Origin of the sequence: Pseudomonas fakonensis (assembly GCF_019139895.1) — a bacterium.
Taxonomy (GTDB): domain Bacteria; phylum Pseudomonadota; class Gammaproteobacteria; order Pseudomonadales; family Pseudomonadaceae; genus Aquipseudomonas; species Aquipseudomonas fakonensis.
Genome location: NZ_CP077076.1, coordinates 761949 through 775355, shown reverse-complemented (window position 1 = coordinate 775355; position 13407 = coordinate 761949). Strand labels below are relative to the sequence as shown.

The following is a 13407-nucleotide window of genomic DNA, read 5'->3' as shown; positions in this document are numbered from 1 at the left end:
GGCAAAAAGGACGTCCAGGGCCCGCTTAAAGCGGGCCCTTCCCGTTCACAATACCGCGCCCCTCTCACCTCACCAGCTATAACTCACCTTAGCCGTAACCTCCCGCCCCGGGTTGTAGTAGTCAGCCGTCCCCGACCCCACCACATGCTGCTCATTCAGCAGATTACTAACGTTGACCGCCAAGTCCGTCCCCTTGGCAATCTTGTAGTTGAACGCCGCATCAAACAGCGTGGTCCCCTCGGTGCGCTTGGTATTGGCCGCATCCATGTAGTAAGCCCCCACGTACCGCGCCCCCAGCCCCACGCTCACGTCGGTCCCGGGCAGTTCGTAGTAGCTCCACAGCGACGCGGTGTGGTTCGGCGCGATGGTGAACTCATTACCTTCGAGCGAAGTACCGTCACGCAAGGTGCCGCGCAGCACATCCGACTTCATGTACGAATAAGCACCGATCAGGCTCAGTTCCTGGGTCAGCTGCACCTTGGCCTCCAGGTCCAGGCCACGGGCGCGGGACTCGCCCACGTTCTGCTGCTCGATGATGCCGCTGGGCAGCACCACGGCAATGCTCACGTTCTCCTGGGTAAGGTCGTACACGGCCGCCGAGAACATGGCGTCCATCTCCATCGGCGAGTACTTCACGCCCACTTCGTACTGGCGGCCGGTCTGCGGGGTCACGCCCACCTGGGGCGGCGAGACGGACTCGACCATGCTCACGTAGGTCGACACTTCGTCGGTGACGATGTAGGTCAACGCGCCGCGGTAGGAGGTGGCGTTGTAGTGGTCGCGCTCATCGATAGTGGTCGGGGTGCTGAACAGGTTGTAGCCCTTGCTGCTCAGGTCCATCGAGTCGTTGCGCACACCGGCGGTGACGATGAAGCGGTCGTAGAACGACAGGTTCTGCTGCAGGAACACGGCCTTGGTGGTGACGTCGTTCTTCTTCGCGGTATAGGGCGTCAGCGTTGCGGGCACGCCGGTGAATACCGGGTTGGCGATGTCGATCGAGGACACGGTGTCGTACACCGAGCTCTCTTTGTTCGAGGAGTTGAGGTACTCCACGCCCACCAGGCTGCTGCTGTCGATGTGCTCGAACTGGTGGTCGTACTGCAGCATCAGGTTGCCGTTGAACTGGTTGGCATCGCTGTCGGTGCCCAGCAGGTAACGGGGGATGCTGGTGCCCACGCGCGTGGCGGAGTCGCTCAGGTAGACGTAGCCGTAGTTGTCGGTCAGCTCGCTGTAGCGCAGGTTGCCGCGCAGCACGAAGCCGTTGTCGAAGTCGTGGGTGACGTTGCTGCTGAGGCTGGTGCGCTCGACGTCGTGGTAGTTGTAGCTGGGCTCGCCGTAGAACTTGTCGCGGTCATACTCCTTGTCCAGCGGGTAGCCGCCGCTGTTGGGGGAGCTGTTGGTCTTGAGGTAGTCGAGAATCACCGTGGCCGAGGTGTAGTCGGTGGGGGCCCAGGTCAGGCCGCCCATCACGAAGCGGTTGTCGTCCTGCGAGTGCTCGTACTCACGGTCGCTGTTCTGCATCTTGGCGGTGAAGCGGCCGGCGAGGGTGTTGCTTTCGTTCAGCGAGTCGCCCACGTCGATGCCGGTTTCACGGTGGTTGTACGAGCCGTAGGTGACGTAGCCCTGGCCGAACTGCTCGAAGCGCGGCTGCTTGGTGACGAAGTTCACCGAGCCGCCGGGGTCGGCGGGGCCGAACAGGGTGGAGTTGGCGCCACGCAGGATTTCGATGCGCTCGTAGGCGAACGGGTCTTCGCGCACGCCGCGCATCGAGCTCAGGGTCAGGCCGTCGCGGTAGGTGGTGGCCTGGAAGCCGCGAATCTGGAAGTAGTCGTTGCGGTCGTCACTGCCGTAAAAGTCGCTGACCACGCCGGGGGTGTACAGCAGGGCTTCTTCGGTGGTGCTGACGCTGCGCTGCTCGAGTTCCTTGCGGGTCACCACCGATACCGAAGCCGGGGTGTTGAGGATGCTGGTGGCCACCTTGCCGCCCACCCACAGCTCCTTGGCCACTACCGAGTTGCTGTCATCGCCGGCATCCACCTTCACCTTGGCGTTGATGATCACCGGGGCCAGGCGGTAGTCCTCGGTGGCGCCGATTTCCAGCGGGCCGGCGGGTTTTGGTGGGACTACCAGCAGGTAGGCGGTGGGGGTTTGCTGGTCGACTTGCAGGTCGTTGCCTTGCAGCAGTGCGGCCAGGGCGCTCGGGGTGTCGAGGGCGCCGCTGACGCCGCGGGTGGTGCGCCCGGCCACGCTGGCGGCCTCATACGACAGGCTGATGCCGGCCTCGCGGGCAAAGCGGTCGAGCGCCGGGGCCAGCGGGCCGGCCGGGATGTTCCACTGCTGCACCGGGCTGTGCTGCCCGGCGGGCGTGGTTTGCGCCAGGGCCGGCAGGGTGTGGCTGCCGACCAGCAGGCCCAGGGCGGCGGCCTGGATGGCGCGGCTCAGGGGGTGGCGCAGTGGGATCGGGGACGCACTCATTTTCTCGCTCCGTACGGGGTCGACAGGTAGGCCTGTATTGCGGCCTTTCCTGCTTGCCGAACGAGAATGAGAAAGTACCTCATTTATTTTTAAATATTTGCCGGATGGCTGCGGGGGCCTGTTCTGGCCTCATCGCCGGCAAGCCGGCTCCTACAGGGGATCGCGTTACAGGTAGGAGCCGGCTTGCCGGCGATAGGCCGCAAAGCGGCCTCGCGGTCGGTCAACGCGCCAGCGAAGCGGCCCGCTCCAGGCTCATGCCTTTGGTCTCCGGCGCCAGCCACACCGACACGATCAGGCCGACCACGGACACCACCGCAGCAATCAACATGGTGTTGTTGATGCCCAGGTGCAGCAGTGACATCGGCACCAGCCAGGTGCCCGCCGCCGAGCCAATGCGCGACATCGACGCGCCCATGCCCACGGCGAACGCACGAATTTCAGTGGGGAACAGCTCGTTCGGGTACACCAGCTCCAGCACCTGCGCGCCGCCGATGAACAGCGCATAGGCACCGAACAGCACCAGCACCAGAATCTCGGAGCCATCGGAGAACACGCCCAGCCCCAGCAGCGCCAGGCTCGACCACAGGAAGCTGTGGATAATCAGCGGCCGGCGCCCGAGGGTGTCGATCATCTTGGTGGCGACGATGCAACCGACCACGAACAGCAGGGTAATCAGCACCGAGCCGTACGACGCCCAGGCGCCCTTCAAATTCAGCGCCCCCAGCACCACCGGCGCGAAGGAGTACACCGCAAACATCGGCACCACCGCCGCGCTCCAGAACACCGAGACGAACAGCATGCGTTTGCCGTAGCCCGAGCGCACCAGGTCCAGCAGGGTGACCTTCTGCTCGGCATCCTGCGCGGGCACGTTGGCCAGCGAGAACGAGGCGCCGTACACCTGCTTGATGATGCGCTCGGCTTCGTCCAGGCGGCCTTTGCTCATCAGCCAGCGCGGCGACTCGGGGGTTTTCAGGCGCACGATGAACAGCAGTGCGCCGAGTACCGCGGAACTTGCCAGGGCCAGGCGCCAGGCCTCGTCACCGCCGTAGGCGAGGATCAGGTTGCCGACGATGTACGACAGCGCTGCGCCAGCAAACCACAAGATGGTCAGGCCGGCCAGGCGCGGGCCGCGGTTTTTCTGCGGCAGGAATTCGGTCAGCAGCGAGCCTGCCACCGGGTATTCCAGGCCGACGCCGATGCCCACCAAAAAGCGCAGGATGAACAGCGCCATGCCTGACTCGACCCAGAAGCTGCCCACAGAGCCGATGATGAACAGGATGGGGCCAACGAAGAACAGGCGCTTGCGGCCGATCTTGTCGGTCAGCCAACCGCACAGGAAGCTGCTGAAGAAGGTGCCGAGCATGGCCGAGGCGGCTACCAGGCCCTGCCAGAACGAGTCCAGCTTCAGGTAGTCGGAAAACTGCACGATGACCACGCCGATGATGCTCAGGATGTAGCCATCCAGCACCCAGCCGCCGCCGGCGCGTGCGGTCATCAGTTGGTGGAAGCCATTGATTGGTACATCTTCGATGGAAGTATTGTTCTTGTTCATCTTACCCAGCCCCTTCGGCATTGATTATTTTCGGGCAAACAACGCCAGTGCCCGGGATAGTTCCCAAGCGCAGTAACGGCATAATCAATGCGCGGATTTTTTATATTTAACGGCGGCAAGGCCGCCCAACTGCAACTGGCCCCGGAGTGCCCAAAAGGCCAGTAGTGCGGCGGATTAGAGCGCCCGCTCCGGCTGGCTGTCAACGCGCTTATAGCGGCTTTCGGCTGTCCGGTACGTTATAGTCTCGTTTTGGCCAGTTCACGACTTGCCGGGAATATTCATCAGCTGCAAAACACTTAAATTATGGCCCTGTAACATGGCCATAACTTCAACTTTCAAAACACTTGAAAGTTACAGCGATTTCATCGCGGCCTTGAAGCCACACCGGTAAGCTGGCAAGTACCAGCCCGTTGCGGGCTCCGCAAAGGTACGCCTGCATGCCACGCCTGTGGATAACCGCCCTGCTCGCCCTGCTGCTTTGCTCCCATGCCAACGCCGCAGCGCAAATGCTGCACCTCGGCCAGGGCCCGGGTTATGACTTGCTCGTCTACGGCAATGCCGACCAGCCCCAGGCCCGGCGCGCGGTGATCATCGTCCATGGCGTGCGGCGCAATGCCGAGGACTACTACCGCAGCGGCAAAGCGCTGTTGCACAACGCAGGCCTCGACGGTGCGGGTACCTTGCTGCTGGCCCCCAACTTTCTTACCGCAAGCGACCCGCTGGCCCGCGCCAGCATGCCACTGTGGCCCAAGGGCCTGTGGATGCATGGCGGCGAATCGACCGATGGCCAGCGCGGCATCGCGGCTTTCAGTGTGCTGGATGATCTGCTCGCCTACCTGGCAGACCGCCAGCGTTATCCACAGCTGAAGGAGATCGTGCTGATCGGCCATTCGGCCGGCGCGCAGTTGATGCAACGCTATGCCGTGCTGGGCGAGGCGCGGGCGCAAGGCATCCGGGTGCGCTATGTGGTTTCCAGCCCGTCTTCGTACCTGTACCTGGACCGCAACCGGCCGCAGGGCGATGGCTTTACCGACCAAGGCCTGTGCCCGGGGTACGACCGCTACCGCTATGGCCTGGAGCAGCCGCCGGCCTACCTCACCCGCCAGGGGCTGGGTGCGCGCCAGTTGTTCCAGCGTTACGCCGGGCGGGATGTGACCTACATGGTCGGGGCGCAGGACACCCATGCCGACAGCAAGGTCATGGACCACAGTTGCGGCGCCGAGGCCCAGGGGCGTAATCGCGTGGAGCGGCAGTTGGGCTATCTGCGCTATGAGGGGTTTCTGTCGCGGGCCTGGGGCGTGGCCATTACCCATAGGCAATTTCAGGTGCCGGGTGTGGGGCACAGTGCCGAGAAGTTGTTTGCGGCGCCAGTGGTTGCGCGGGGCTTGTTTGCAAAACCTGCGAGCAAATCGTGATTTTGCATGATGCCGAAATCCTGGGGCCGCGTTGCGGCCCATCGCGACACAAGGCCGCTTCCCACAGGGATCTCATCATCCCGAGGCCTGCGCTGTACCTGTAGGAGCCGGCTTGCCGGCGATGAGGCCGGCACAGCCAGCACAAGACAGCTGCTACAGAGAACGCGACGGCTGCAGCCCATCATCACCCCCTAACCCCCAACGCATAAAACTCCTGCAACTTGGCCTGCAGCAACGCCTTGTCCGGCAGGCGTGTCTGGTACTCGGCAATCAACGCCGGCGACAGGCTGCGGTTGAGGGCGTACTCGACCACTTCATCCTCCTTGCTGGCGCACAGCAACACACCAATCGCCGGGCTCTCATGAGCCTTGCGCTCGTTGCGGTCCAGCGCCTCTAGGTAGAAATCCAGCTTGCCCAGGTACTCGGGCTCGAAGCGCCCTACCTTCAGCTCGATGGCCACCAGGCAGTTCAGGCCGCGATGGAAGAACAACAAATCCAAAGCGAAATCGCGGCTGCCAACCTGCAGCGGATACTCCGAACCGACGAAGCAGAAGTCCCGGCCCAGTTCGATCAGAAAATCCCGCAGGCGGGCCAGCAGGCCCTGATGCAGGTCGGCCTCGGCATGCCCGCTCGGCAGGTCGAGAAACTCGATCATGTACGCATCGCGAAACACATCGAGCGCGGTGGGGTGAGCCTGTGTCAGGGCCGCCGAGGCCTTGGCCGGTTGCGCCACGCTGCGTTCGAACAGCGAAGCCTTGAGCTGGCGCTCGAGCTCGCGCTTTGACCATTTTTCCTGAACCGCCATACGCAGGTAGAAAACCCGTTCTTCCTCGCGTTTGCACTGCCCGAGAATGATCAGGTTTTGGCTCCACGGCAATTGTCGCACCAGTGGTGCGACAATTTCATCGCCTTGATAAACCTCATAAAACTGGCGCATGCGAAACAGGTTCGCCCGGGTGAAACCGCGTAGCCCGGGCTGCGTTTCAACCAGGTGGTCGGCCAGCAATTTGACCACACCATCCCCCCATTCAGCACTGGCCAGCTTATGGCTGATATACGCCCCCACCTGCCAGTACAACTCGATCAACTGCGTGTTCACCGCCTGCACCGCACGCTGGCGGGCCCCCTGTATCAACCCCAGCACCTCGTCGAAGCGCCCGCTCATAGCCCCGTCGGCAATACCTTTGTTTTCCATGTGGCAGCTCCCTGGCAAAGCCCGGAGTCTATGCCCGCCCTCCCGCAAAATCGCCCGCACAACTGTTGCAAAAAGAAAGGGGCGCCCTATGGCGCCCCTCCCCGTTCACAACCGCCCAATCACCCCGCCGACCGCGCCGCCACCACGCGCTTGTGCCCACGCGTGGTCACGATCCCGAGGAACGAAATCACGATCGCCAGGCTCAACGTGGCGCTCACCTCGGCCCGGTGCTCCTCGGTGTACATCATCACCGCCAGCGCCCCGCTGATGAAGATGATCACCGCCCAGGTCAGGTACGGGAACAGCCACATGCGGAACTTCAGGTTGGCATTCTCGCGCTCCAGCCGCCCACGCATGCGCAGCTGCGAAATGGCGATCACCAGGTACACCAGCAGCGCGATGGCGCCACTGCTGGCCAGCAAGAACTCGAACACGCCCTTGGGTGCGAAGTAGTTGAGGATGGCAATCGCCGCACCGATCAGCGTGCTGCCAAACACCGCAGCGCGCGGCACGCCCACCTTCGAGGTGTTCTTCAGCATGGCCGGTGCATCGCCGCGCTTGGCCAGCGAGTACATCATCCGCGAGGCGATGTAGATCGACGAGTTCATGCAACTGGTCACCGCGATCAGCACCACGAAGTCCACCATCAGCGCCGCGTTGGGGATGTTCATGATTTCCAGCGCACGCTGGTACGAGCCCACCACCGCCAGCTGCGGGTCGTTCCACGGCACCACCGAAATGATCACGAAGATCGACAGGATGTAGAAGGTGCTGATGCGCCAGATCACCGAGCGGGTGGCCTTGGCGATGTTGCGCGCCGGGTCACTGGACTCGGACGCAGCAATGGTCACAGCCTCAGTGCCGATGAAGCTGAACATCACGGTGATGAACGCCCCCACCACCGCCGACCAGCCCTTGGGCGCAAAGCCGCCGTACTCGTTGACCAGGCTGCTCAGGCCGCTGACCTCACGGTTGGGCAGCCAACCCATCAGCGCGGCGAAGCCAAGCCCGATGAAGCCCAGAATGGCAGTGACCTTGAGGATGGCGAACCAGAACTCGAACTCGCCGTACTTGGCCACACTGAACAGGTTGGTGCAGGCCAGCAGCAGCACCGAGGCCAAGGCGAAGATCCAGCTGTCCACCTGGGGGAACCAGGCGTTGAGCACATGCCCCGCGGCCAGTGCCTCGATGGGGATCACCAGCACCCAGAACCACCAGTACAGCCAACCGATGGTGTAGCCGGCCCAACGGCCGATGGCCTGGTCGGCGTAGGTGGAAAACGACCCGGTGTCGGGGTGGGCCACGGCCATTTCGCCGAGCATGCGCATCACCAGCACCACCAGGGTGCCGGCCACGAAGTAAGAAATTATGGTGGCGGGGCCGGCCGCCGCAATGGCGTGCCCGGAGCCCACGAAAAGCCCTGCACCGATGATGCCGGCAATCGACAGCATCGTTACATGGCGTGGCTTGAAACCTTGTGCAAGGTTGCCATCAGTTCCCACGGTGTTCATTGATCTTGTTCTCTTTTTGCTGACACAAGGAAAGGGCAGAAGGCGTAAGCGAAACAGTATCTCCTTGAAAATCAATAAGAATGACACGTCGCTCACGCTCTGTAGTTGACCTTGTTCACGCTTTCACAGAGCAACGCACCGGCGAATACGGAGTTCATTTAAGCCGCGTGGAGCATGGGGAAATTATTCGAGAACGCCCCGAAGGTGCGCGATCACGACACGGCATTTCCGTTCACGCCAGATGTCGCGATTGGCTTGCCTGAAAACGACAAGTGCAGCAAAACGCCTTCAATCTTCGGTATACGGCGCCCATAAAAAAGCCCCGGTCTCCCGGGGCCCTGTTACCGGCGTCTGCCTACGCCTGCCCGGTACGCTCGAAGCGACGGGCCAGCAACAGGTAAGCGAAGATCCCCAGCACGCCATGGGCGGCCACGAACCAGAGTGCGTTGTGGAACGAGCCGGTGCTGGCCACCACGTAGCCGATCACCAGCGGGGTGACGATGCCGGCAATATTGCCGATGCCGTTGAACACGCCGCCGCACAGGCCGACCATCTTCTTCGGCGCCACATCCGACAGCACCGCCCAGCCCACCGCCGCCAGGCCCTTGCCGAAGAAGGCCAGGGTCATCAGCGCGATCACTGCGGCGTTGCCGTCCACATAGTTGGCCAGCACCAGGCTGGTGGACAACGCCATGCCGATCACGAACGGGGTCTTGCGCGCCTTGGACGGGTGCACGCCGCGGCGGATCAGGCAGTCGGAGACGAAGCCGCCGAGAATGCCGCCGGTAAACCCGCAGATCGCCGGCAGCGCCGCCACCCAGCCGGCCTCCATGATGGTCATGCCGCGGCCCTTGATCAGGTAGATCGGGAACCAGGTAATGAAGAAGTAAGTCAGCGCGGTGATGCAGTACTGCCCCAGGTACACCGCCCACAGGTTGCGGCTGGTGAACAGCTGGGCAAGCTCGGCGCGGGTCGGTTTGCTCTTGGTGGTCTTGCGCTCTTTCTCAAGGTCCACCAAGGCGCCGCCTTCGCGCATGTAGTCGAGCTCTTCGCGGCTCAGGCCGGGGGCGCTGTGCGGCTCGTGGTACAGCCTGAACCACACCACCGCCAGCACCAGGCCGAGCACGCCCATCCAGATGAACACCTGCTCCCAGCTCAGGCTGTGGGTCATCCAGGCCATCAGCGGGGCGAACACCACCACCGCCATGTACTGCGCCGAGTTGAACAGCGCCGAGGCGGTGCCACGTTCGCGGGTGGGGAACCAGCAACTGACGATGCGCGAGTTGGCCGGGAACGCCGGCGACTCCACCAGGCCGAGCATGAAGCGCAGCGAGAACAGCGCCACCGCCGCCGACACCCCGGCCAGGCCCATCCAGCCGACAGTGCCCTGCAACAGGGTGAACAGCGACCAGAGGATCAGGCTGATGCCATACACCCGGCGCGCGCCGAAGCGGTCGAGCAGCCAGCCGCCGGGCACCTGGCCCAGGGCGTAGGCCCAGGCAAAGGCCGAGAAGATCATGCCCAGCATCACCGGGTCCAGGCCCAGGTCGCTGAGCACCTGGGTGCCGGTGATCGACAGGGTGGCGCGGTCGGCGTAGTTGATCACGGTGATGACGAAGATCAGTGCCAGAACCAGGAAACGATGGCGGCCGATAGCGGCCACGGTCGACGCGGGGGCGACGGCGGATTTGCTGTGCATGTGGACCCTCTTGCTTCTCGGGGAAGCGATTGTTCTTGTGGAAAGAAGGTGTGGCCCTTGGGCCTTGTTTTGCCTGTTCTGGCCCTATCGCCGGCAAGCCGGCGATGGCGTCAAACCCGGTTCGGCGGCACCTCACCGGCAAAACAGGCCTTGAGGTTGTGCAACACCATCGCGCCCATCTCCAGCCGGGTTTGCAGGGTGGCGCTGCCCCGGTGCGGCTGCAGGCTGACCTGGTTCAGGTCGCGCAGCGCCGGCGGCACATAGGGTTCATCGACGAAAACATCCAGCCCGGCACCGGCAATGCGCCCTTCGCGCAAGGCTTCGACCAGCGCGTCCTCATCCACCAGCTTGCCGCGCGCCACGTTGACCAGATACCCGTCCGGCCCCAGCGCTTCGAGCACCTCGCGGGTTACCAGCACCTGCCCGCCATCGGCGGAGGCGGCCAGCACCAGCACGTCCACCGAGCGCGCCAGGGCCACCAGGTCGGCCTCATAGCGGTAACCGCTGCCGGGCTGTTCATGCCGCCCGTTGTAGGCAATGCGCATGTCGAACGCCGCAGCACGTTTGGCAATCGCCTTGCCCACCGCCCCCAGCCCGACAATCCCCAGCTCGATACCACTGACCTTGCGCGCCAGCCCCAGGTTGACCGTGCCCCACAACCCGTCGCGCACCAGCCGCTCACCCTCGCCCAGGCGGCGCAGGGTGCTGATGATCAGGCCCATGGCCAAGTCCGCCACATCGGCGGTGAGCACGCCCGGCGTGGTGGTCACCTGGATGCCGCGGCTGGCGGCGTGGCGCAGGTCTACCGCGTCGGTACCTATGCCGCTGATGGCGATGATCTCGAGCGCCGGCAGCTGGTCCATCAGCGCGTTCGAAAGGCCCTTGGCGCCACCTGTGACCACACCGCGAATGCGCGGGCCCACCTCGGCCAACAACTGTTGCGGGTGGTCGTGCTGGTACAGCCGATGCACCTGGTAGGCCGCCACCAGCTCGGCATCGATGGACTCGGGCACAGGCTGGGTCAGCAGTAGGTCGATGGTGTTCTGGTTCATCTCAAATATCCGGCAGTTCGAAGTTCATGCATCGATCCTAGGCCGGCATTCGATACAGGTCTAATATAGATACAGCATCGAATAATCCAGGAATTGAATCATGGAGCTGCACCAGTTGCGCTGTTTCGTGGCCGTGGCCGAAGAGCTGCATTTCGGCCGCGCCGCCACCCGCCTGCACATGACCCAGCCGCCGTTGAGCCGGCAGATCCAGCTGCTGGAGCATTCCCTCGGGGTACTGCTGCTGGAGCGCAACAACCGCCAGGCGCGCCTGACCCTGGCCGGGCAAAGCTTCCTGGAAGACGCCCGGCGCATCCTGCAGATCAGCGAATCGGCCAGCCATTCGGCGCGGCGCATCGCCCACGGCGAGGCCGGCCGGCTGACCCTGGGCTTCACCGCGGTGGGCGCCTACAGCATGATTCCGCGCCTGCTGGTGCACGCCGGGCAAACCCTGCCAGACATCGAGCTGGTGCTCAGCGAGCGCATCTCTGCCACCCAGGTGCACGACCTGGAGGCCGGGCTGATCGACGTCGGGCTGGTGCGCCAGGTGCTGCCCAGTGCGCGGGTGGAATACCTGCCGATTCACCGCGAGCCGTTCGTCGCCGCCCTGCCCGCCGGCCACCCGCTGGCTAACCGTGAACGGGTGCGCCCGGGCGACTTCGATGGCCAGCCGTTCGTGATGTACAGCGCCAACGAGGGGCGTTACTTCCACGACCGCATCGCCAACCTGTTCGCCCGCCACCAGGTGCAGCCGCACTACCAGCATCAATTGGGGCAGACCCATTCGATTCTCGGGCTGGTCAATGTTGGTTTGGGCTGCGCAGTGGTGCCGGCCTCGGCCCAGGCGTTGCGCCTGGAGCAGGTGGTGTTCAGGCCGATGCAGGGCATGGAGCAGCAGGCGGAGATTTTCCTGGCGTATTGCCGGGACAACCCCAACCCGGTGCTCGGGGCGTTCGTGGCCATGGCCCGGGCGTTTTTCGAAGCCGGGTGAGGCACGCACCTGTAGGAGCGGCCTTGTGCCGCGAAAGGGCCGCGCAGCGGCCCCGGCGATTTTGCATGATGCACAGATTCTGGGGCCGCTACGCAGCCCTTTCGCGACACAAGGCCGCTCCTACAGAGGTCGCATAACCTTAAGGCTTGCGCCTCAGCGCACCAGGCAAGGCTTCTTGTTATCGAACGTCCACCCCGGGATCAAGAACTGCATCGCCACGCTGTCATCCCGCGCCCCCAGCCCCATGTTGCGGTAGCACTCATGGGCCTTGGCCAACTGGTCTTCATCCAGCTCCACCCCCAGCCCCGGGCGCTGCGGCACGCGCACATGGCCGTCGACGATACGCAGCGGGTCGCGGGTCAGGCGCTGGCCGTCCTGCCAGATCCAGTGGGTGTCGATGGCGGTGATCTCGCCCGGCGCGGCCGCCGCCACCTGGGTGAACATCGCCAGCGAAATATCGAAGTGGTTGTTGGAGTGCGAACCCCAGGTCAGGCCCCAGTCGTTGCACATCTGCGCCACCCGCACCGAGCCCTGCAAGGTCCAGAAGTGCGGGTCGGCCAGGGGAATGTCCACCGACTGCAACTGGATCGCATGGCCCATCTGCCGCCAGTCGGTGGCGATCATGTTGGTGGCGGTGGGCAGCCCGGTGGCGCGGCGGAACTCGGCCATCACCTCGCGGCCCGAATAGCCGTTCTCGGCGCCGCACGGGTCTTCGGCGTAGGCCAGCACATGGTGCTTGTCGCGGCACAGGGCGATGGCCTCTTTCAGCGACCAGGCGCCATTCGGGTCGAGGGTGATGCGTGCCTCGGGGAAGCGCTCGGCCAGGGCCGTTACCGCTTCCATTTCCTCTTCGCCGCGCAGCACCCCGCCCTTGAGCTTGAAGTCGCTGAAGCCGTAACGCTGCTTCGCCGCTTCGGCCAGGCGCACCACCGCGTCGGCGGTCAGGGCCTTTTCGTGGCGCAGGCGGAACCAGTCGTCATCGGCGTCGGCTTCGTTACGGTAGGCCAGGTCAGTCTGCCGGCGGTCACCGATGTAGAACAGGTACCCGAGCATCTTCACCGCCTCGCGCTGCTGGCCCTCACCCAGCAATGCCGCCATCGGCACGTTGAGGTGCTGGCCGAGCAAGTCGAGCAGCGCAGCCTCGATGGCCGTTACCGCATGCACGGTGATGCGCAGGTCGAAGGTCTGCAGCCCGCGCCCGGCGCTGTCGCGGTTGGCGAAGGTCTGGCGCATGGCGTTGAGCACGCGCTGGTAGTGGCCGATGGGCTGGCCGACCACCAGGCTGCGGGCGTCTTCCAGGGTTTGGCGAATCTTCTCGCCGCCCGGCACCTCGCCCAGGCCGGTGTTGCCGGCGCTGTCGCGCAGCACCACCACGTTGCGGGTGAAGTACGGGCCGTGGGCGCCGCTGAGGTTGAGCAGCATGCTGTCGTGGCCGGCCACCGGGATTACCCGCAGGTCGGTGACCACCGGGGTGCTGGCGTGAACGGCTGGGGTCGTCTGCATAGTCATGATTGTTCTCT

General features: G+C 64.2%; 9 protein-coding genes. 2 read left to right on the top strand and 7 right to left on the bottom strand.

The genetic code is table 11. From position 1 onward, the window contains the following. Positions 1-69: 69 nt before the first annotated feature. Together KSS94_RS03490 and KSS94_RS03485 are read right to left on the bottom strand one after the other, a co-directional pair. Positions 70-2475 (bottom strand): TonB-dependent siderophore receptor, encoded by a 2406-nt coding sequence (locus KSS94_RS03490; RefSeq protein ID WP_217841674.1) that lies wholly within the window; start codon positions 2473-2475, stop codon positions 70-72. Positions 2476-2695: 220 nt separating this feature from the next. Continuing rightward, positions 2696-4027, bottom strand: a complete 1332-nt coding sequence (locus KSS94_RS03485; RefSeq protein WP_217841673.1) for an MFS transporter — start codon at positions 4025-4027, stop codon at positions 2696-2698. 437 nt (positions 4028-4464) lie between these two features. Here KSS94_RS03485 and KSS94_RS03480 point away from each other — a divergent pair, with 437 nt between their 5' ends. After that, positions 4465-5442, top strand: a complete 978-nt coding sequence (locus tag KSS94_RS03480) for an alpha/beta fold hydrolase (RefSeq protein WP_217841672.1) — start codon at positions 4465-4467, stop codon at positions 5440-5442. 184 nt (positions 5443-5626) lie between these two features. Here the strand turns inward: KSS94_RS03480 and KSS94_RS03475 are convergent, their stop codons facing one another. From KSS94_RS03475 to KSS94_RS03460, 4 genes are all read right to left on the bottom strand, one after another. Continuing rightward, on the bottom strand, positions 5627-6637 hold the full coding sequence (locus tag KSS94_RS03475; protein WP_217841671.1) for a PDDEXK nuclease domain-containing protein: 1011 nt from the start codon (positions 6635-6637) through the stop codon (positions 5627-5629). A 119-nt stretch (positions 6638-6756) separates the two neighbouring features. Continuing rightward, entirely contained in the window at positions 6757-8148 is a 1392-nt protein-coding gene (locus tag KSS94_RS03470) for an amino acid permease (protein ID WP_217841670.1), read from the bottom strand. Between the two features lie 355 nt (positions 8149-8503). Then, the gene (locus tag KSS94_RS03465) at positions 8504-9847 is read right to left on the bottom strand and encodes an MFS transporter (protein WP_217841669.1); all 1344 of its coding nucleotides are present in this window, start codon (positions 9845-9847) and stop codon (positions 8504-8506) included. A gap of 110 nt (positions 9848-9957) precedes the next feature. After that, on the bottom strand, positions 9958-10899 hold the full coding sequence (locus tag KSS94_RS03460; protein ID WP_217841668.1) for a 2-hydroxyacid dehydrogenase: 942 nt from the start codon (positions 10897-10899) through the stop codon (positions 9958-9960). 100 nt (positions 10900-10999) lie between these two features. Between KSS94_RS03460 and KSS94_RS03455 the strand changes: the two genes are divergently transcribed. Then, positions 11000-11887 carry a LysR family transcriptional regulator gene (locus KSS94_RS03455; RefSeq protein ID WP_217841667.1) on the top strand — a complete coding sequence of 296 codons (888 nt, stop codon included), beginning with the start codon at positions 11000-11002 and terminating at the stop codon, positions 11885-11887. 153 nt (positions 11888-12040) lie between these two features. Here the strand turns inward: KSS94_RS03455 and gudD are convergent, their stop codons facing one another. After that, complete coding sequence (gudD, locus tag KSS94_RS03450; RefSeq protein WP_217841666.1) at positions 12041-13396, bottom strand: glucarate dehydratase; 1356 nt, start codon at positions 13394-13396, stop codon at positions 12041-12043. Positions 13397-13407 lie beyond the last annotated feature (11 nt).

Excerpts from the sequence above, each read along its gene's own strand:
- KSS94_RS03485 (WP_217841673.1), bottom strand. The coding sequence starts at position 4,027 with ATGAACAAGAACAATACTTCCATCGAAGATGTACCAATCAATGGCTTC.
- gudD (WP_217841666.1), bottom strand. The coding sequence starts at position 13,396 with ATGACTATGCAGACGACCCCAGCCGTTCACGCCAGCACCCCGGTGGTC.
- KSS94_RS03460 (WP_217841668.1), bottom strand. The coding sequence starts at position 10,899 with ATGAACCAGAACACCATCGACCTACTGCTGACCCAGCCTGTGCCCGAG.
- KSS94_RS03455 (WP_217841667.1), top strand. The coding sequence starts at position 11,000 with ATGGAGCTGCACCAGTTGCGCTGTTTCGTGGCCGTGGCCGAAGAGCTG.
- KSS94_RS03490 (WP_217841674.1), bottom strand. The coding sequence starts at position 2,475 with ATGAGTGCGTCCCCGATCCCACTGCGCCACCCCCTGAGCCGCGCCATC.
- KSS94_RS03475 (WP_217841671.1), bottom strand. The coding sequence starts at position 6,637 with ATGGAAAACAAAGGTATTGCCGACGGGGCTATGAGCGGGCGCTTCGAC.
- KSS94_RS03470 (WP_217841670.1), bottom strand. The coding sequence starts at position 8,148 with ATGAACACCGTGGGAACTGATGGCAACCTTGCACAAGGTTTCAAGCCA.
- KSS94_RS03480 (WP_217841672.1), top strand. The coding sequence starts at position 4,465 with ATGCCACGCCTGTGGATAACCGCCCTGCTCGCCCTGCTGCTTTGCTCC.
- KSS94_RS03465 (WP_217841669.1), bottom strand. The coding sequence starts at position 9,847 with ATGCACAGCAAATCCGCCGTCGCCCCCGCGTCGACCGTGGCCGCTATC.